At 71.8% G+C, this 18,977-nt stretch carries 20 protein-coding genes and 1 tRNA gene; 13 read left to right on the top strand and 8 right to left on the bottom strand.

Annotation, left to right across the window (positions count from 1 at the left end; genetic code table 11):
- The first annotated feature begins 1 nt into the window (after position 1).
- Entirely contained in the window at positions 2-577 is a 576-nt protein-coding gene (locus CSC66_RS08655; protein WP_162376992.1) for a 2'-5' RNA ligase family protein, read from the top strand.
- A gap of 24 nt (positions 578-601) precedes the next feature.
- Entirely contained in the window at positions 602-1,813 is a 1,212-nt protein-coding gene (prpF, locus tag CSC66_RS08650; protein ID WP_162376991.1) for a 2-methylaconitate cis-trans isomerase PrpF, read from the top strand.
- A 148-nt stretch (positions 1,814-1,961) separates the two neighbouring features.
- Here prpF and CSC66_RS08645 read toward each other — a convergent pair whose 3' ends face one another.
- Both CSC66_RS08645 and CSC66_RS08640 read right to left on the bottom strand, forming a co-directional pair.
- Positions 1,962-2,867 carry an NAD(P)/FAD-dependent oxidoreductase gene (locus tag CSC66_RS08645; RefSeq protein WP_162376990.1) on the bottom strand — a complete coding sequence of 302 codons (906 nt, stop codon included), beginning with the start codon at positions 2,865-2,867 and terminating at the stop codon, positions 1,962-1,964.
- A gap of 165 nt (positions 2,868-3,032) precedes the next feature.
- Positions 3,033-5,735: a bifunctional acetate--CoA ligase family protein/GNAT family N-acetyltransferase gene (locus CSC66_RS08640; protein ID WP_162376989.1), complete on the bottom strand. Its 2,703-nt coding sequence runs from the start codon at positions 5,733-5,735 to the stop codon at positions 3,033-3,035.
- A gap of 286 nt (positions 5,736-6,021) precedes the next feature.
- On the opposite strand from CSC66_RS08640, the gene ccoN reads away from it, so the two are divergent.
- The 10 genes from ccoN to CSC66_RS08590 all read left to right on the top strand — a co-directional run bounded on the left by ccoN (position 6,022) and on the right by CSC66_RS08590 (position 15,158).
- On the top strand, positions 6,022-7,461 hold the full coding sequence (ccoN, locus tag CSC66_RS08635; protein ID WP_162376988.1) for a cytochrome-c oxidase, cbb3-type subunit I: 1,440 nt from the start codon (positions 6,022-6,024) through the stop codon (positions 7,459-7,461).
- Positions 7,462-7,468: 7 nt separating this feature from the next.
- Positions 7,469-8,101, top strand: a complete 633-nt coding sequence (gene ccoO / locus CSC66_RS08630) for a cytochrome-c oxidase, cbb3-type subunit II (protein WP_162376987.1) — start codon at positions 7,469-7,471, stop codon at positions 8,099-8,101.
- Positions 8,098-8,256, top strand: a complete 159-nt coding sequence (locus CSC66_RS08625; protein WP_162376986.1) for a cbb3-type cytochrome oxidase subunit 3 — start codon at positions 8,098-8,100, stop codon at positions 8,254-8,256. Before ccoO ends, CSC66_RS08625 begins: the two co-directional genes overlap by 4 nt.
- Positions 8,253-9,191, top strand: a complete 939-nt coding sequence (gene ccoP / locus CSC66_RS08620) for a cytochrome-c oxidase, cbb3-type subunit III (protein ID WP_162376985.1) — start codon at positions 8,253-8,255, stop codon at positions 9,189-9,191. The genes CSC66_RS08625 and ccoP overlap by 4 nt, the downstream gene beginning before the upstream one ends.
- Before the next feature lie 9 nt (positions 9,192-9,200).
- The gene (locus tag CSC66_RS08615) at positions 9,201-9,497 is read left to right on the top strand and encodes a hypothetical protein (RefSeq protein ID WP_162376984.1); all 297 of its coding nucleotides are present in this window, start codon (positions 9,201-9,203) and stop codon (positions 9,495-9,497) included.
- Positions 9,498-9,705: 208 nt separating this feature from the next.
- Positions 9,706-11,256 (top strand): 4Fe-4S dicluster domain-containing protein, encoded by a 1,551-nt coding sequence (locus CSC66_RS08610; RefSeq protein WP_162376983.1) that lies wholly within the window; start codon positions 9,706-9,708, stop codon positions 11,254-11,256.
- Positions 11,253-11,807 carry a FixH family protein gene (locus CSC66_RS08605; protein ID WP_162376982.1) on the top strand — a complete coding sequence of 185 codons (555 nt, stop codon included), beginning with the start codon at positions 11,253-11,255 and terminating at the stop codon, positions 11,805-11,807. The genes CSC66_RS08610 and CSC66_RS08605 overlap by 4 nt, the downstream gene beginning before the upstream one ends.
- Positions 11,808-11,813: 6 nt before the next feature.
- Positions 11,814-14,255: a heavy metal translocating P-type ATPase gene (locus CSC66_RS08600; protein ID WP_238394339.1), complete on the top strand. Its 2,442-nt coding sequence runs from the start codon at positions 11,814-11,816 to the stop codon at positions 14,253-14,255.
- Positions 14,252-14,431, top strand: coding sequence for a cbb3-type cytochrome oxidase assembly protein CcoS (ccoS, locus tag CSC66_RS08595; protein WP_162376981.1), 180 nt, complete (start codon positions 14,252-14,254; stop codon positions 14,429-14,431). The genes CSC66_RS08600 and ccoS overlap by 4 nt, the downstream gene beginning before the upstream one ends.
- Before the next feature lies 1 nt (position 14,432).
- The gene (locus CSC66_RS08590; protein ID WP_162376980.1) at positions 14,433-15,158 is read left to right on the top strand and encodes a sulfite exporter TauE/SafE family protein; all 726 of its coding nucleotides are present in this window, start codon (positions 14,433-14,435) and stop codon (positions 15,156-15,158) included.
- 166 nt (positions 15,159-15,324) lie between these two features.
- Here CSC66_RS08590 and CSC66_RS08585 read toward each other — a convergent pair whose 3' ends face one another.
- From CSC66_RS08585 to rplM, 5 genes are all read right to left on the bottom strand, one after another.
- Positions 15,325-15,981, bottom strand: a complete 657-nt coding sequence (locus CSC66_RS08585) for a GGDEF domain-containing protein (protein ID WP_238394338.1) — start codon at positions 15,979-15,981, stop codon at positions 15,325-15,327.
- 20 nt (positions 15,982-16,001) lie between these two features.
- The gene (locus CSC66_RS17600) at positions 16,002-16,367 is read right to left on the bottom strand and encodes an MASE2 domain-containing protein (RefSeq protein WP_238394337.1); all 366 of its coding nucleotides are present in this window, start codon (positions 16,365-16,367) and stop codon (positions 16,002-16,004) included.
- Between the two features lie 122 nt (positions 16,368-16,489).
- Positions 16,490-16,564 (bottom strand) — tRNA-Gln (locus tag CSC66_RS08580).
- Positions 16,565-16,707: 143 nt separating this feature from the next.
- Entirely contained in the window at positions 16,708-17,100 is a 393-nt protein-coding gene (gene rpsI, locus CSC66_RS08575) for a 30S ribosomal protein S9 (RefSeq protein ID WP_162376979.1), read from the bottom strand.
- 9 nt (positions 17,101-17,109) lie between these two features.
- Positions 17,110-17,538 carry a 50S ribosomal protein L13 gene (rplM, locus tag CSC66_RS08570; RefSeq protein ID WP_162376978.1) on the bottom strand — a complete coding sequence of 143 codons (429 nt, stop codon included), beginning with the start codon at positions 17,536-17,538 and terminating at the stop codon, positions 17,110-17,112.
- A 239-nt stretch (positions 17,539-17,777) separates the two neighbouring features.
- Between rplM and coq7 the strand changes: the two genes are divergently transcribed.
- Positions 17,778-18,419 (top strand): 2-polyprenyl-3-methyl-6-methoxy-1,4-benzoquinone monooxygenase, encoded by a 642-nt coding sequence (gene coq7 / locus CSC66_RS08565; RefSeq protein ID WP_162376977.1) that lies wholly within the window; start codon positions 17,778-17,780, stop codon positions 18,417-18,419.
- 217 nt (positions 18,420-18,636) lie between these two features.
- Here the strand turns inward: coq7 and sugE are convergent, their stop codons facing one another.
- Entirely contained in the window at positions 18,637-18,957 is a 321-nt protein-coding gene (gene sugE / locus CSC66_RS08560; RefSeq protein WP_162376976.1) for a quaternary ammonium compound efflux SMR transporter SugE, read from the bottom strand.
- Between the last annotated feature and the right edge of the window lie 20 nt (positions 18,958-18,977).

Raw genomic sequence — 18,977 nt, 5'->3', positions numbered from 1 at the left:
GATGGCACAACCCGGCGAACTGTTCGTGATGGTGCGCGTGCCCGACACGGTGCGCGAGGCGCTGCTGCAGGTGCTGGCCGAAAGCGGCCTCGACCAGGCCCTGGGCCGCGCCCTGTACCCGCCGCGCAACTGGCACCAGTCGCTGTCGGACCTGCATCCGCCCGAGGCGCGCGAACACCTGCGCCTGGCCTGCAGCCGGCTCGAGGCGCGCGCGCTCTGCCTGCAGCTCGACCAGCTGCGCAGCTCCGGCAACACGCCCGGGCGCATCCACTGGAAGTTCGTGCCCGCCGGCCACAAGCCGCTCGGCATGAAGCTGCTGATGGCCGACGTGCGTTCCAAGCTCGAAGACCACGGCCTGGCGCAGGCGTTCGGCCACCGCGCCCATGTCACGGTCAGCTACCTCGCCGATCGCCAGCTCGAGCCGCGCGCGATCGCGCCGGTGCCCTGGCAGATCGACGCCGTCGAACTGGTGGAGGTGGCCGGACGCGGCGCCGACTACCGCTACGAGGTGGTCGACACCTTCCCGCTGCGCCCGCCCGCGCAACCCGCTCCCGTGCAGCCCGACCTGCTCGCTTGAACCCCGCCTTCCGGAACGGATGACATGGCTTCCACGCCGACGCGCCCCGCCCCGCAAACGCGCATCCCCGCCACCTACATGCGCGGCGGCACCTCCAAGGGCGTGTTCTTCCGCCTGGAGGACCTGCCGCTGGCGGCGCGGCAACCAGGCGCCGCACGCGATGCCCTGCTGCTGCGCGTGATCGGCTCGCCCGATCCGTATGGCAAGCAGATCGACGGGATGGGCGGGGCGACCTCCTCGACCAGCAAGTCGGTGATCGTGTCGCGGAGCACGCGCGCCGGCCATGACGTGGATTACCTGTTCGGCCAGGTCTCGATCGACAGCGCCTTCGTCGACTGGTCCGGCAACTGCGGCAACCTGTCGGCCGCGGTCGGCCCGTTCGCGATATCCGCCGGACTGGTCGATGCGGCCCGGCTGCCGCGCGACGGCGTGGCCGTCGTGCGCATCTGGCAGGCCAACATCGGCAAGACCATCGTCGCCCACGTGCCGATGGCCGGCGGGCAGGTGGTCGAGGACGGCGACTTCGAACTGGACGGCGTCACCTTCCCCGCCGCCGAGATCCAGCTCGAGTTCCTCGAACCGGCCGACGAGGGCGAGGACGGCGGGGCAATGTTCCCGACCGGCCACCTCGTCGACACCCTGGACGTGCCCGGCGTCGGCACGCTGCAGGCGACGCTGATCAACGCCGGCATCCCGACCATCTTCGTCAACGCCGCCGACATCGGCTACACCGGCAGCGAGCTGCAGGAGGCGATCAACGCCGACGCCGCCGCGCTGGCGCGCTTCGAAGCCATCCGCGCGCATGGCGCGGTGCGCATGGGCCTGATCGCCGACGTCGCCGACGCGGCCAGGCGCCAGCACACGCCCAAGGTGGCCTTCGTCGCGCCAGCCGCCGGTTACGTGTCCTCCAGTGGCAAGCAGGTGGACGCCGGCGACATCGACCTGCGCGTGCGCGCGATGTCGATGGGCAAGCTGCACCACGCGATGATGGGCACCGCGGCGGTGGCGATCGGCACGGCGGCGGCCATCCCCGGCACCCTGGTGAACCTGGCCGCCGGCGGCGGGCCGCGCGACTCGGTGCGCTTCGGCCACCCGTCCGGCACCTTGCGCGTCGGCGCCGAAGCGCGACAGGTCGACGGCCAGTGGACCGTCACCAAGGCGCTGATGAGCCGCAGCGCGCGTGTGCTGATGGAAGGCCACGTGCGCGTCCCCGCCGACGCACTGCCGCTGGTGTAGGAGCCCAGCTCGCCGGCGATATACGCCCCCGAGAAGCGGGAACATCGCGCTGGTCCAGGCGACGGATCGGGGGCAAGCCCGCCTCCTATCGCAGCGTCCGCCAACACGCGTCCTGCCCACGCCACAGGCGCGCAGGCAGGCTCGGCGCCTACGCGCGGGGTGCGAACGGCAGCCTGGCGTGGACGTCCAGCGCCGCCACCGCGGCCTGGCCCACCGCCACCGAGATCTGGTTCAACCCGCTGACCACGTCGCCGACCGCGTACAGGCCGGGCACGCCGGTGGTCTGGTGGCTGCGGTCCACCGGGATCTCGCCGGTATCGGTCAGCACGACACCGGCCTGCGCCGCCAGGCCGGCGCTGCTGTCGCAGCCGAGGAACGGATACACGGTGTCGAACCAGAAGCAGTCGTCGCCCTCGACCACGTAGCCGCAGCGGCGGCCGTCGAACAGCAGCCGCCCGCCGGCCGGCAGCACCCGCGCCGCCATGCCCTCCAGCGCGGCCGGATCGCCGTGCGCATCGGTCGGCAGCAGCGAAAGCCGCGCGCTGTAGCCGCGCAGGAACCGGGTGTGGGCGACGATGGCATCCCACGGGCCGAACAGGCCGATGTCGCGATCCGTGACCTCGTAGGCGTCGCAGACCGGGCACAGCCGCAGCGCGCCGCACGCCACCGCTTCCTCGCCGTGGGCCATCGCCGGCAGGCGGTCGCTCAGGCCGCTGGCCAGGATCACGGCGTGGCCATGCCAGCGCCGGCCGCTTTCGTCCTGCACCTCGAATCCGCCGGCCGTGCGCCGCAGCGAGGTCACCGTGGCCTGCTCGAAGGCCGCGCCGTGGACCGCCGCCTGCTCGCGCATGCGCGCCAGCAGGGCGGTGCCGGCGATGCCCTGGGGAAAGCCCGGGCAGTTGTTGGTCTCGGGGATCCAGCGCGCGCGGCTGTCGCCGGCATCCAGCACCAGGCATCGCCGGTGCAGGCGTCCCAGGTAGGTGGCCGCTGTCAGTCCGGCGGGCCCCCCGCCGATCACGAGTACATCCACCGGTGCGTTCCGCGCCGCGTCCATCACATCGTTCCCGCCATGGCGTCCGGACACCATAGGCATGCGCCGTGAATACCGCGCGATGCGGGCGCGGGGCGAGGCTTGCTGCGTTCCGCCGTCCAGGACCCGCCACGGCGAGCCATGCCCGCCACGCCAACGCCGGGCAGCCGGCAGGCAAGGTGGCGACCGTCAGGGCGGCGCGGCGACGTCCAGCGTCACGTCCATCAGCGTGGCGTCGTCCGCGTCGGGACGGATCCGGAAGCCCAGCTGCTGGCACATCGCCAGCATGGTCACGTTCTCGCGCAGGACCTGGCCCTCGATGAGCTTCAGGCCGATCGTGCCCGCGTACTCGATCATGATCCGCATCAGCTGCCAGCCGATGCCGAAGCCCTTCAGGTCCGAGCGCACCAGGATCCCGTACTCGCCGCGTTCGTAGTTGGCGTCGGCCAGCAGGCGCACCGCGCCGAGCATCTCGCCGCTGCCAGGGTCGATCGCCACCAGCGCGATCGATCGGGCGTAGTCGAGCTGGGTCAGCCGGGCGATGAACTCGTGGCTGAAGTGGCGCACCGCCGAGAAGAATCGCAGGCGCAGGTCCTCGTCGCTGACCCGCTCGAAGAACGCGCGGAACATGTCCTCGTCCTCCGGCCGCACCGGCCGCACGAACATGCGCCGGCCGTGTGCCAGCTCGACCTCGCGTTCCCACTCCTTCGGGTACGGGCGGATGACGAATCGCGAGTGCCACGGGCCCTTCTGCGCCGGGCCCGGATGCGGCGCGACGGAAACGCGCGCATCCACCGCGATCACGCCGTCCCGGTCCGCGAGAAGGGGATTGATGTCCAGTTCCCGCACCTGCGGGATGTCCGCCGCCATCTGCGCCAGCTTGACCAGCACCAGCGCGACCGCGCGCTCGTCCGCCGCGGGCACGTCGCGATAGGCCTTGAGGATGCGCGACACGCGCGTGCGCGAGATCAGCTCGTGGGCCAGGCGCAGGTCCAGCGGCGGCAGGGCCAGGGCCTTGTCGTCGATCACCTCCACCGCCGTGCCGCCACGACCGAACACGACGATCGGGCCGAAGGTCGGATCGTCGGCCAGGCCGGCGATCAGCTCGCGCGCCTTGGGCCGCACGATCATCGGATGCACGGTGACGCCCTGGATCTTCGCGTCCGGCCGCAGTTCGCGCACCCGGGCCAGGATCGCCCCGGCCGCCTCGCGCACCGCCGCCTCGCTGGCCAGGTTCAGGCGCACGCCATCGACGTCGGACTTGTGCAGGATGTCCGGCGACAGGATCTTCAGCGCCACCTGCATGCCATCGGCCAGCAGCGGCGCGGCCGCGGCGGCCGCCGCATCGGCGTCGCCGGCCAGGGTGACGGGCGTGATCGGGATGCCGTAGGCGGCCATCAGCGCGTTGACCTCCAGCGGGTCCAGCCACTGCCGCCCCTGCGCCAGCGCGCCGGCGACCACCGCCTGCGCGGCGGCGCTGTCGACCACGAAATCCTCCGGCAGGCTCGGCGGCGTCTCCATCAGCGCCTGCTGCGCCTCGCGATGCCGGACCAGGTAGGTGTAGCCACGTATCGCACCGGCCTCGGTGTTGTAGGTCGGCACGCCGGCCGCTTCGAGCGCGGCGAGCGCGGCCGGCTCGCGACCCAGCCAGACCCCCAGCACCGGCTTGCCTGCGCCGGGGCGCGGGCGCTGCGCCAGCACCCGCGTCACCGCGTCGGCGGCATCCGTGGAGGAGGCCAGCGCGGTCGGCACGTTCATCACCAGCACCGCATCGTTCTCGCGGTCCGACAGCAGCGCTTCCAGCGCATGCGCATAGCGCGACGCATCGGCGTCGCCGACGATGTCCACCGGATTGGCGCGCGACCAGGTCGGCGGCAGCATGCCGTCGAGGCGGCGCACCGTGGCCTCGTCCAGCGCGGCCAGGGTACCGCCGAGGTCGACCAGCCGGTCCACCGCCAGCACGCCGATGCCGCCGCCATTGGTCAGGATCGCCAGCCGCCCGCCGGGCGCGCTGCGCAGGTGGCCGAGGGTCTTGGCGGCGGCGAACAGCTCGTCCAGGGCCAGCACCCGCAGCAGGCCGGCGCGGCGGAACGCGGCGTCGTAGACCGCGTCCGAGCCGGCCAGGGCGCCGGTATGGGTGGCGGCCGCCCGCGCACCCTGGGCGTGGCGGCCGGACTTGACCACCACCACCGGCTTGGCGCGCGCGGCCGCGCGCGCGGCGGACATGAACTTGCGCGCGTCGCGGATCGATTCGATGTAGAGCAGGATCGCGCGGGTCTTCGTGTCCTGGGCGAACCAGTCCAGCAGGTCCCCGAAATCCACGTCCAGCGCGTCGCCCAGCGAAACCACGGCCGAGAACCCGATCGAGCGCGCCACGCCCCATTCCACCAGCCCCGAGGCGATCGCGCCCGATTGCGACACCAGCGCCAGGTCGCCCTTGAGCGGGCTGCGCGCGGCGAAGCTGGCGTTGAGCCCGACATGCGGGGCCATCACCCCCAGGCAGTTGGGCCCGACCACGCGCAGGCCGTGCGGGCGCGCCGCCTCGCGCAGGCGCTCGAGCAGGGAACCCGGCCCCTGCCCGAGGCCGGCGGTGACCACCACCGCGGCACGGGCGCCGGCGGCCACCGCCTCGGCGACCACCCCCGGCACCGTGTCCGGCGGCGTGGTCACGACCACCAGCTCCGGCTGGAACGGCAGGTCCGCCAGGCGCGCCACCGCGGGCAGCCCGTCGATCTGCCGGTACTTCGGGTTGACCAGGCCCACCGGACCGGCGAAGCCGGCCTCGCGCAGGTTGCGCACAACCGCCCGGCCGACCGAGCGCTCGCGCGGGCTGGCGCCGACCACGGCGACCGACTTGGGGCGGAAGACCGCGTCCAGGGCGTAGGTACTCATGCCGCCGATGCTCCTTGCCTGCGCCGGGCCACCATACCGCGGCCTGCGCCGCTTCCCCACCCCCGGACAATCTGACCGGGGCACGACGGCCGGGTTCGGCCTATGCTTGGCGCAAGGATTTACCCAGCGCCGGCCGGCCAGGCAGTTCCGACCCGGTGCCGGCACGCGGCACGCGCCCTGCGCCAATGGGTAACCCGACGTCATCCGGCAGGCATTGATCCCGATCAAGGCCCGGATCACCCCGAGGGGGGATGATCACCCCCGTACAGATTGAGGGACGGAACGCATGCAAAGCGTGCAGGGGACTTACAACGACAAGGTGGTGCGCCAGTTCGCGGTGATGACCGTGGTCTGGGGCATCGTCGGCATGGCCGTAGGCGTGCTCATCGCCGCGCAGCTCTACTGGCCGGCGCTGAACTTCGACCTGCCATGGCTCAGCTACGGGCGCCTGCGCCCGCTGCACACCAATGCGGTGATCTTCGCCTTCGGCGGCAGCGCCCTGTTCGCCACCAGCCTGCACGTGGTCCAGCGCACCTGCCACGTGCGGCTGATCTCGGACGGGCTGGCGGCCTTCGTGTTCTGGGGCTGGCAGCTGGTGATCCTGCTGGCGGCGATCACCCTGCCGCTGGGCATGACCCAGGGCAAGGAATACGCCGAGTTGGAATGGCCGATCGACCTGCTGATCACGGTCGTGTGGGTGGCCTACGGTGCGCTGTTCTTCGGCACGATCGTCAAGCGCAGGGTCAAGCACATCTACGTGGCCAACTGGTTCTATGGCGCCTACATCATCGCCATCGCCCTGCTGCACATCGTCAACAACATCGCCATCCCGGTGGGGCTGGGCAAGTCGTACCCGGTCTACAGCGGCGCGGTCGATGCGATGGTGCAGTGGTGGTACGGCCACAACGCGGTCGGGTTCCTGCTGACCGCCGGCTTCCTCGGGATGATGTACTACTTCGTGCCCAAGCAGGCCGGGCGGCCGATCTACTCCTACCGGCTGTCGATCGTGCACTTCTGGGCGCTGATCGCGGTGTACATGTGGGCCGGCCCGCACCACCTGCTGTACACCGCGCTGCCGGACTGGGCGCAGTCGCTGGGCATGGTGTTCTCGCTGATCCTGCTGGCGCCTTCCTGGGGCGGCGCGATCAACGGCGTCATGACCCTGTCGGGCGTCTGGTACAAGCTGCGCACCGACCCGATCCTGAAGTTCCTGATCGTCGCCATCTCGTTCTACATGATCGCCACCTTCGAGGGGCCGATGATGTCGATCAAGACGGTCAATTCGCTCTCCCACTACACCGACTGGACCGTGGGCCACGTCCACGCCGGCGCGCTGGGCTGGGTGGCGATGATCTCGATCGGCTCGATCTACTCGCTGCTTCCGCGGCTGCTGGGCCGCGAGCAGATGTTCTCGACCAAGGCGATCGACCTGCACTTCTGGATGCATACCCTGGGCGTGGTGTTCTACATCGCCTCGATGTGGATCGCCGGGGTGATGCAGGGCCTGATGTGGCGCGCCACCAACGACGACGGCACGCTCACCTACAGCTTCGTCGAAGCGCTCGCCGCCACCTATCCGTACTACCTGATCCGGCTGTTCGGCGGCCTGCTGGTCCTGGCCGGCATGTTCGTGATGGCCTGGAACGTGCTGCGCACCTACCGCGCCGCCCCCGCGATCGAGTCGCAGCCGGTGCTGCCGGTCGACGCCTCGCAAGTGCGCGCCTGAGGACCCCATGAGCGAACACAACCAGAATCCCCACGAGAAGATCGAGAAGAACGTCGGCCTGATGGCGGTGCTGATCGCCGTGGCCATCTCCTTCGGCGGCCTGGCGCAGATCGTGCCGCTGATGTTCCAGGCCGAGGCGATCGAGCCGCTGGAAGGCGTGGAACCCTACCCCGCGCTGCAGCTGGCCGGGCGCGACGTCTACGTGCGCGAGGGCTGCTACAACTGCCACTCGCAGATGGTCCGCACCCTGCGCTTCGAATCCGAGCGCTACGGCCACTACTCGCTGGCCGGGGAATCGGTCTACGACCGCCCGTTCCAGTGGGGCAGCAAGCGCACCGGGCCGGACCTGGCGCGGGTCGGTGGCCGCTACTCGGACGACTGGCACCGCGTCCACCTGATCAACCCGCGCGACGTCGTGCCCGAGTCGAACATGCCCGGGTTCCCCTGGCTGGCGCGGAACGAGGTCGATGGCGCCACCGTCACCCGCCGCATGAAGGCGCTGCGGACCCTGGGCGACCCGTACACCCAGGAGCAGATCGCGCAGGCCGCCGCCGACGTGGAGGGCAAGACCGAGCTCGACGCGGTGGTGGCCTACCTGCAGGCGCTGGGACGGCACGCGCCGCGCGGAGGCCAGCCATGATCGCCGGGCTGTTCACCGCGGCGCTGCTGGTGCTGTTCATCGGCGGCTGGATCTGGGCCTGGAGCCCGAAGCGCAAGCAGGCGTTCGACGAAGCGGCACGACTGCCGCTGGATGATGGCGACGCCGGCCAGCAAGAGAAGGGGAACGTGGCATGACAAGCGGATGGACCTGGTTCGTCATCATCCTGGTGGCCATCAACATCCTCGGTTGCGTGTGGCTGCTGTGGTGGACCGCGCGCCGCCGCCCGGGCGACCCCAAGCCCGAGGACACCTCCCATGTCTGGGACGGCGACATCACCGAGTACAACAAGCCGCTGCCGAAGTGGTGGATCAACCTGTTCTACCTGACCATCATCTTCGCCATCGCCTACCTGTTCTGGTTCGGCGGGCTGGGCGGCGTGCCCAGCTACGGCGGCTGGACCTCGGTCGGCGAGCACGCCAAGGCCAAGGCGGTCGAGGACGCCAAGCTCGAACAGACCTTCAAGCCGTTCGCCGGCATGGCCATCGACACCCTGGCGCAGGATCCCAAGGCGGTGGCCCTGGGCCGCTCGATCTTCAGCAATACCTGCGCCACCTGCCACGGTTCCAGCGGCCAGGGCGCGATCGGCTACCCGAACCTCACCGACGCGATCTGGAACTGGGGCGGCACCCCCGACCACGTCCTGCAGTCGGTGCTCGACGGCCGCGAAGGCGTGATGCCGGAATGGGGCACGGTGCTCACCGGCATGGGCGGCCCGGAGGCGGTGGACTACACCATCGCCTACGTGCGCACCCTCGCGGCGCCGGAAACGCTGCAGAACAACTACATGGCCGCCCGCGGCCGCAAGCTGTACGAAGGCGTCTGCGTGGCCTGCCACGGCATCGACGGCAAGGGCAACCAGGACATCGGCGCCCCGGACCTGACCGACGACTACTGGATGTACGGCAGCAGCCGCGACAGCCTCTACCAGACCATCGTCCACGGCCGCCACGGCGTGATGCCGGCGCACCGCGAGCTGCTGGGCGAAACCCGCGCCCGCCTGGTCGCCGCCTACGTCTGGTCGCTGTCGCATAATGCGGCCACGACGGGGAGCCAGCCGTCGCAACAATGAGGGCAGGAAGTGACCGACTTCAGCGAGCCGCGCTTCGACCATCCGCCCCGCCCGCTCGCCCAGCGGGTCGGGGCGATCGCCTGGCCGAGCTTCTTCGCGGCGGGCGTGGCGACGATGGTGTTCTTCGCCTTCGTCGATCCGCTGGCGCTGCGCGACCTGACTTTCCCGGACCTGCCGCTGACCCGCGAGCTCGGCTACACCATCGGATTCTTCATGTTCTGGCTGGCGACCGCCTCGTCGAGCCTGTTCACCTGGATCCTGCTGCGCCCGTCCAGCCGCTTCAACCGCGCGCTGCCGCCCGACTAGGCCGGCGCGCCCGCGGCGCGGCGCCACTGCGACAATCTGTCGTCTGGCGCGCGGCGCGGAACCGCGGATACTGGTGGCAGGCAAGCAGGCACGATCCGCCAGCCACGCCGCCATGCGCGGCCAAGCCGACCGACATGACCGCAACCGAATCCACCCGCCACGGCCGACGCCCCTCCCGGCGCGCGATGCCGCAGCCAGGACGGCAGCCATGAGCAAGCGCATCCCGCTGGACGTCGTCGACGAGCAGGGCAACTCCTTCTACGTCAGCGAACGCAAGGTCTACCCGCGCGACGTCTCCGGCCGCTTCAACCGGCTGCGGGTGGCCGCGGTGGTGTGGCTGCTGGGCATGTTCTACCTGTTCCCCTGGTTGCGCTGGGACGGCCGCCAGGCGGTGCTGTTCGACCTGCCGGCGCGCAAGTTCTACGTGTTCGGCCTGGCGTTCTGGCCGCAGGACTTCCTGTTCCTGGCCCTGCTGCTGATCATGGCGGCGATGGCGCTGTTCTTCTTCACCGCGCTCGCCGGCCGCCTGTGGTGCGGCTACGCCTGCCCGCAGACGGTGTGGACCGAGGTGTTCCTGTGGATGGAGCGCTGGACCGAGGGCGACCGCGGCAAGCGGATGAAGCTCGACGCCGGCCCCTGGAACCGCGACAAGATCCTGCGCAAGGGCGCCAAGCACGCGCTGTGGGCGCTGTTCGCGCTGTGGACCGGCTTCACCTTCGTCGGCTTCTTCACCCCGATCACCGACCTGGCCGCGCGCCTGGTGCCGTTCCAGTGGGGTGGCTGGGAAACGTTCTGGGTGCTGTTCTACGGGCTGGCGACCTGGGGCAACGCCGGCTTCCTGCGCGAGCAGGTGTGCAAGTACATGTGCCCGTACGCGCGCTTCCAGAGCGCGATGTTCGACCGCAACACCCTGCTGATCGCCTACGACCCGATGCGCGGCGAGCCGCGCGGCCCGCGCAAGCGCGGCCTCGGCAGCGTGCTCGAGCGCGCGCGCGGGCTGCTCGACCCGCGCACCGCCTACGACTACGTGTTCCGCGCCAGCCGCCATCCCACCGCCGCCGACAACCGCCTGCAGGCCCACGGCACCATCGCCCTGGCCGGCGCCGGCGCGGTCGCCGAGCCGCTGCCGAAGTTCGCCCACGAGGAACTGGGCGACTGCATCGACTGCACGATCTGCGTGCAGGTCTGCCCGACCGGCATCGACATCCGCAACGGCCTGCAGTACGAGTGCATCGCCTGCGGGGCGTGCATCGATGCCTGCGACGAGGTGATGGACAAGATGGGCTACCCGCGCGGCCTGATCCGCTATTCGACCCAGAACGCGATCGACGGCAAGGACACGCGCGTGCTGCGGCCGCGCATCTTCGTCTACGGCCTGCTGCTGCTGGGCCTGTGCGGCGCCTGGCTGTGGGGCGTGACCCACCGCAGCGAACTGATCGCCGAAGTGCTCCGCGACCGCAACGCGCTGTATCGCGAGGCGGCCGACGGCCATGTCGAGAACGACTACACGCTCAAGCTGATCAACAAGAGCCAGGAGACGCGCCGGTATCGCATCTCCCTGGAGCCGGCCGGCGACGGCCTGCGGCTGTCCGGGCCGGCGGTGGTCGAGGCCGGTCCCGAGCAGGTGCTGCCGGTGACCCTGAGCGTGGCCGCCGACGCCGGCACCGGCGGCCGCCGCGACATCCGCTTCGTGGTCGAAAGCGAGGACGGGCGCGAACGGCGCATCATCGAGAGCAGTTTCTTCGGACCCAACCCATGAACGAATCCCGCCGCACCGACACCGACCCCGACGCCAGCGGCCACGCGCGTTCCCACTGGCGCAACCCGGTGATGTGGCTGGTGGTCGGCCTGCCGCTGCTGTCGATCGTCGCCGGCGTCGGCCTGGTGGTCACCGCGGTGCGCACCGGCGGCGCCGACCCGGTCAACGATCCGGTCCGCCGCGTGGCCCAGATCCAGACCACCGACCTGGGACCGGACGCGGCGGCGAAGCGGCTGGGGCTCAGCGCGGTGCTGCGGGTGGAGGACGGCGTCGTCGAGGTGTTGCCGGCGACCGGCGACTTCCCGCGCGACCAGCCGCTGCAGCTGCTGCTCGAGCATCCGGTGACCCAGGCCGAGGACCTGCACCTGCGGCTGGCGCCCGAGGGCCCGGGCTGGCGCCTGCAGCAGGACGTCGACCCAAGGCACGACTGGATCGTGCAGCTGCAGGCCGCCGATGGCAGCTGGCGGCTGCATGGCCGGCTGCCCCGGGACCGGCACGCCGCGCGCCTGGCGCCCTCGCTGGGCGCGCCTGCGCCCGGCGCGGGCGGCTGAACCGCCGTGGCCGTCGGCCTGGCCATGCAGGTTCCGCGCGCCCTGGCCACCGGCGGCTGCCGCCATTGCGGCGAGCCGCTGCCCGCGCAGCCTTGCCTGCAGGAGTTCGAGGGCCGCACACACGCCTTCTGCTGCCACGGCTGCGCCGCGGCCGCCGAATGGATCGCCGACGCCGACCTATCGGGCTACTACCGGTTGCGCGATGCCGGTGGCGGGCGCGTCGGCGACGACCTGCCCGACCTGTCGGTGTGGGACCGCGACGACGTCCAGGCCCAGCACAGCCGCGCGGTGGCTGGCGGCCGCCAGATCACCCTGCTCACCGACGGCATGCGCTGCGCCGCCTGCGCCTGGCTGATCGACCGCGCGATGGCGCGCGAGCCCGGCGTGGTCGACTGCACCGCCAACGCGGTGACCGGGCGCATCCACCTCACCTGGGATCCGGCGCGCACCGCGCTGTCCGTGCCGCTGCAGCGCCTGGCGATGCTCGGTTACCGCCCGTACCTCGCCGGCAGCGAGGCACTGGAACGCGAACGCATCCGCGAACGCCGGCGCTGGCTGCTGCGGCTGGGCGTCGCCGGGCTGGGCACGCTGCAGGCGATGATGCTGGCCGAGGCGCTGTACCTGGATTTCGACGGCAGCATGCCGCTGGCCACGCGCGACTTCTTCCGCTGGCTGGCCTTCCTGCTGAGCACGCCGGTGGTGTTCTACGCCGGGTGGCCTTTCATCGCCGGTGCGATCGCCGAACTGCGGCAGCGGCGCCTGGGCATGGACGTGCTCATCGCCGGCTCCACCCTGCTGGCGTACTTCGCCAGCCTGTTCGAGACGATCCGCGGCGGCGAGCACGTCTGGTACGACGCGGCCGTGATGTTCGTGTTCCTGCTGCTGGCCGCACGCATGCTCGAGCAGCGCGCGCGCAGCGTGGCCAGCGCCCAGGTCGATGCGCTGGCGCGGGCGCGGCCGGCCTTCGCGACCCGTGAGCGCGGCGACGGTGGCCGCGAGACGGTGCCGCTGGCCGCCCTGCGGCCCGGCGACGTGGCCTGCGTGGCCGCGGGCGAATCGGTGCCGGCCGACGGCCTGCTGCTCGACGGCGAAGCCTGGTTCGAGGAAGCGCTGCTGACCGGCGAGTCCACGCCGGTGCGCAAGACCGCGGGCGACGAGGTTTTCGCCGGCACGGTCTGCCGCGAACGTCCGGCGCGGCTGCGCGTGACCTGCACCGGCGCGGCCACGCGCCTGTCGCAGCTCACCCGCCTGGTCGAGCAGGCGCAGGCGCACCGGCCCGCGCTGGCCCGCACCGCCGATCGCATCGCCGGCCGCTTCGTCCTGTTCCTGCTGCCAGTGGCCGCGCTGGTGTTCGCCGGATGGTGGCAATACGACGCCTCGCGGGCCCTGGAAGTGACCCTGGCCCTGCTGGTGATCAGCTGCCCGTGCGCGCTGTCGCTGGCGGTGCCGGCCGCGCTGGCCGCCGCGCACGGCGCGCTGGCGCGGATCGGCCTGCTGGCGGTGCGGTCGGACGCGCTGGACACGCTGGGCCGCGCCACCGACATCGTGTTCGACAAGACCGGCACCCTCAGCGACGGGCGTCCGGTGCTGGTGGCGACCGAGGGGTTCGACATCGAAGGCACGCAGGCACTGCGCATCGCAGCGGCGCTGGAGCGCGACAGCGGCCATCCGCTGGCCGCCGCGTTCGCCCGCCACGGCAGTCCTGCCACGCAGGCCACCGCGGTCCAGGCGGTGCCCGGCCGCGGCGTGCAGGGCGAGGTCGATGGCCGGCACTGGCGGCTCGGTCGCGCGGACTTCGCCAGCGGCGGCGTCGACGACGGCGCGTTGTGGCTCGGCGACGGCGCTGGCGCCAGCGCGCGCTTCACGCTGCAGGAGCGCGTGCGCCCGGACGCGGCCGAAGCGCTGGCCGCGTTGCGCGCGCAGGGACTGCAGGTGCACCTGGCCAGCGGCGATGGCCAGGCGGCGGTGGACCGCATGGCCGCCACGCTGCCGCTCGACGGGATCCACGCCCGGCAGTCGCCGGAGGACAAGCTCGAGCGCGTGCGCGCGCTGCAGGCGCAGGGCCGGATCGTGGCGATGGTCGGCGACGGCCTCAACGATGCGCCGGTGCTGGCCGGCGCCGATGTCTCCATCGCCATGGCCGGGGGCGCATCGCTGGCGCACCGGGCCGCCGACCTGGTCACCACCGGCGGCAGCCTGGCGCGGATCCCGGCCGCGGTTGCGCTGGCGCGGCGCACCCATCGCGTCATCCGCCAGAACCTGGCCTGGGCGGCCGCCTACAACCTGCTGGCGCTGCCGCTGGCCGCCGCCGGGCTGGTCACGCCGTGGCTGGCCGCGCTGGGCATGGCGCTGTCCTCGCTGGCCGTCACCGTCAACGCGTTGCGCCTGGCACGCGGCACGCCTGCCGGCCCGGCCGCGTCCCTCCTACCGGCGAGGTCCGCTGCATGAACATCCTGCTGCTGCTGATCCCGATCAGCCTGGTGCTGCTGGGCGTGGCGGTGGCCGCGTTCGTGTGGGCGGTCAAGCGCGGCCAGTTCGACGACCTCGACACCCCGGCGCTGGACATCCTCGAGGACGACGACCGCCCCGCTCCGCCGCCGGATCGCGACCGGCCCGGCGGCTGACATGCCGGTCGACCTGCCGACCCTGGTCGCAGCCGCGCTCGCCGGCGTCCTCGGCGGCGCGCATTGCGCGGTGATGTGCGGCGGCATCGCCGCAGGCTTCCCGGCCATGGCGCCCGGGCGTCCGCTGGCGGTGGCCTGGCAGGCGAACCTGGGCCGGATCGGCGGCTATGTCGTCGCTGGCGCGGTGGCCGGTGGACTGGGTGGCGGCCTGCTGCGGCTGGTGCGCATCGAGGCGTTGACCACCGGCGTGCGCATGGCGGCGGGCCTCGCGCTGGTCCTGGTGGCGCTGCGCCTGCTCGATCGCGGCGGACCCATGGACCTGCTGTCGAAACCCGGTGCGCGCGCCTGGCGCTGGCTGCAACCGCTGCACCGGCACCTGCTGCCGGCCGACCGCGCCTGGCGCCGGATCGCGCTGGGTGGCCTGTGGGGCTGGATGCCATGCGGCCTGAGCGTGGGCCTGCTGACGGTGGCCTGGCTGCAGGCCAGCGCCGCTGGCGGCGCGCTGGTGATGGCCGCCTTCGGCCTCGGCACCTTGCCGGTGATGCTGCCGCTGACCTGGTCGGGCGCGCGCATGAACCGCTGGCTGCAACGCCGGGCGCTGCGCAACGCGCTGGGTGGCGTGGTCCTCGGCGCGGGCCTGCTGACCCTGTCGGCGCCGTGGCTGATGCAGGTGCCCGCGTTGCACGGCCCGCTGGCGGCGCTGGGCTGCCGCCCCCTCGCCGGCTGAAAGTGCCCGATCGGGTGATGCGCGGGCGCCAGGGCGCCGATCGCGCCTACCTGGCCTCGCCAGGCGCGGTTCGCGTCGTCGCGCCTTGCCGTGCGGGCCAGGTGCGGACGCAGTCGCGTCGTCGCCATTACCTGGCAGGAGGAGCGGATGTCGTCGGAGGCGCGGCCTAGGCGCGCACGCAATCGCGACCGTCGCCCTTGGCCCGGTACAACGCCTCGTCGGCCGCACCGGTCCAGTCCTCGATCGCCTCCATGCCCGGCGCCAGCTCGGCCACGCCGATGCTCAGCGTCACCGGGACGCTGCCGACCGCGACCCGCGAGGACACCGCACGGCGCAGCCGCTCGGCCACTTCCAGCGCGGCCTCGCGGCCGGTGCCCGGCAGCAGCACGCCGAACTCGTCGCCGCCGTAGCGCCCGGCGGTATCCGCGCTGCGCAGGTTTTCGCGGAGGATCGCGCAGACCTGGTGGATCACCTGGTCGCCCGCCAGGTGCCCCGCACCGTCGTTTATGCGCTTGAAACGGTCGATATCGACCATCAGCAGCGACGACACCGCGCCGTAGCGGTGGAATCGCCGCAGCTCGGCCATGACCAGCGCCAGCCACTGCGGCCGCGTCGCCAGCCCGGTCTGCGCATCGATGCGCGAGCCGTGTTCCAGCGCGCGCTTCTGCGCGCGTACCTTGTCGGCGAACATGCGGGTCGAGGCCCCGACCGCCAGCAGGTAGCACAGCAGGAACGGCATGCACCACAGCATGGTCGGGAACTGGGTGCGCGGCTGGAAGCCGAAGCCGTTCAGCGCGGCGGTCGCCAGCGCCACCAGCGCCATCACGCCCATCGAGCGACGGGTCAGCGACCAGCCGCCGGCGACGGTCCGGTCCGGTCCATCGCCATGATGGCCACCAGCAGCGCGCTGGGCAGCAGGTCGAACTGCGCCATCGCGATCCAGAAGCCGGCCAGCCCCGTGTCGATGGTCAGGTTGCGGAACTCGGCGCGCAGCGGATCGGAGGACTGCGTCGACAGGCGCCAGGCCAGCACCGGCCAGCCCAGGCAGGTGAACGCGAGCAGGAGCAGCACCGGCGCCGCGGCATCCTGCCCGACCAGGGCCGAGCCGATGCCGAGCATGGCGGCGAAGAATCCCAGCGCGCGCATGGCACAGGTGTACCGCACGAAGTGCAGGACACCGGAATCGGTCTTGGCGGAACGGTCGGGCATGACGGCGGCAGCATAGCGATGCCGGAAAACAGCAAGAAACATGCCATGCCAGCCTCCGCGGTCCGGACGTGCACGCCGGACACGAAAAAGCCCGGCCTTTCGGCCGGGCTTTTCCTTGGATATGGCAGCCCCGGATGGATTCGAACCACCGAATGCCTGAGTCAGAGTCAGGTGCCTTACCGCTTGGCGACGGGGCTGTAGGCAGGGCGGAATTATAGTCCCGCCGGCGGTCGAATGCATCCCACCGGGGCATTCCACCGTGTTGGCGGAACCGGGCCGGCCTGGCCCGGTCCGCCGTGGCCGCATGCCCCAGGCGAGGCGATGCGGCCCGCCAGGCGCATCAGCGCTTGGAGAACTGCGAGGCGCGGCGTGCCTTGTGCAGGCCGACCTTCTTGCGCTCGACTTCGCGCGCGTCGCGGGTCATGAACCCGGCCTTGCGCAGGTCGCTCTTCAGCGACTCGTCGTACTCGACCAGCGCGCGGGCGATGCCCAGGCGGATCGCACCGGCCTGGCCGGTGGTGCCGCCGCCGGCGGCGGTGACCACGATGTCGAACTTGTCCGTGCTCTGGGTCAGCTCGAGCGGCTGGCGCACGATCATGCGCGCGGTCTCGCGGCCGAAGAACTCGTCCAGCGGACGACCGTTGACGGTGATGCTGCCGCTGCCCTTGCGCAGGAACACGCGGGCGGTGGAGGACTTGCGACGGCCGGTGCCGTAATTCTGAGTGGTAGCCATCGTTGTGCCTTAGATGTCCAGCGGCTGCGGCTGCTGGGCCGCGTGCGGGTGTTCGGAACCGGAGTAGACCTTGAGCTTGCGGTACATCGCACGGCCCAGCGGACCCTTCGGCAGCATGCCCTTGACCGCGATCTCGAGCACGCGCTCCGGGTGGCGCTCCAGCGCCTGGGCCAGGGTCTCGCTCTTCAGGTTGCCGATGTAGCCGGTGAAGCGGTGGTACATCTTGTCCTGCAGCTTCTTGCCGGTCACCGCGATCTTCTCGGCGTTGACCACGACGAGGTAGTCGCCGGTATCGACGTGCGGGGTGTAGACGGGCTTGTGCTTGCCGCGGAGGCGGTGGGCAAGTTCGGCGGCCAGGCGGCCGAGGGTCTTGCCGGATGCGTCGACGAGGTACCAGTCGCGCTGGACGGTCTCGGACTTGGCGATGAAAGTCTTCATGGGAACTCGGGTCGTTGGTCGGGTTGGTTCCGCGGCCGGGTTGCCCGGACGGAACTTCGCCTCGCGTTGTCAAGGGTGCAGCAAAGAGGCGGAATGATACCCGCCCACGCGCGTCCGCGCAACCTGCCGGCAACCCGGGCCCGGCCGTGCGGCCCACGCGCTTGGCAGCGCCTCGCCGCCGGGCGGACAATCCGGGGAGGGCCGCCCGGCGGCCCGGACGACCCGCCTCCGGAGCCCGCATGTCCGCCGTCCGCCACCTGACCCCGCTCGACCGCTTCCTGGTCGAGGCCCAGCGCGCCCTCGAAACGACCCTGGGCGACCCGTCCGCCGCCCGGCCCTACCCCGCCAGCGCCGAGGACCCGGTGCTGCCCGCCGCCGCCCGCCGCCATGCGGCTGGCCTGATGCGGATCAACCACGTCGGCGAGGTCTGCGCCCAGGGCCTGTATTTCGGCCAGGCCGCGGTGGCGCGCGACCCCGCCACCCGCGCGCACCTGCTGGAGGCCGCCCAGGAAGAGACCGACCACTTGGCCTGGTGCGCCAGGCGCCTGCGCGAACTCGATAGCCGGCCCAGCCTGTTCAACCCGCTCTGGTACGCCGGCAGCTATGCGATCGGCACCGCGGCCGGCCTGCGCGGCGATGGCTGGAACCTGGGCTTCGTGGTGGAAACCGAGCGCCAGGTCGAGGCCCACCTGGACGAGCACCTCCAGTCCCTGCCGGCCACCGACCAGCGCAGCCGCGAGATCCTCCGGGTGATGAAGGAAGACGAGGCACGCCACGCCGACCATGCCGAACACGCCGGCGCCCGGGCGCTGCCGCCGCCGATCCCGCAGGCGATGGCGCTGGCGTCCCGGCTGATGAAGCTGGTCGCGTACCGGCTCTGAGGCGCACCCTCGTCCGCGCTGTGCCCACCCGCCCGCTCGACCTGCCGATTCTTCGGCCAACCTCGAGGACGGGGCTCGCTCCGCTACGCAGGACGCTACTCGTAGAGAGGGGCTCGCCCCGCTGCTCTTGATCGGCGCCGGGTGAGGCGCAGCGGGGCAAGCCCCGCTCTACGGTCCATGTCGGCGCCCGTGCGGCTCGGCAGCCCGGGCGTTGCGGTCAAGCCGGCGATGCCAGCTTGAGGCCGATCACGCCGGCGATGATCAGGCCGATGCAGGCCAGCCGCATCGGCGAGGCGCTCTCGCCCAGCAGCATGATCCCCATCGCCGCCACGCCGGCCGCACCGATGCCGGTCCACACCGCGTAGGCGGTGCCGACCGGAATCGAGCGCATGGCCAGGGTCATCAGGTAGAGGCTGACGGCCGCGGCGGCCGCGGTGCCCAGGCTGGGCCACAGCCGGGTGAAGCCGTCGGTGTGCTTCAGGCCCAGGGCGAAGCCGATCTCGAACAGTCCCGCCAGCAGCAGGTAGGTCCACGCCATCGTCGATTCTCCTCGGTGAA

The sequence above is a fragment of the Pseudoxanthomonas kaohsiungensis genome (assembly GCF_010211765.1).
Taxonomy (GTDB): domain Bacteria; phylum Pseudomonadota; class Gammaproteobacteria; order Xanthomonadales; family Xanthomonadaceae; genus Pseudoxanthomonas; species Pseudoxanthomonas kaohsiungensis.
Note: the sequence above shows the minus strand (reverse complement) of the source record. Positions and strands in the feature narration are given on the sequence as shown.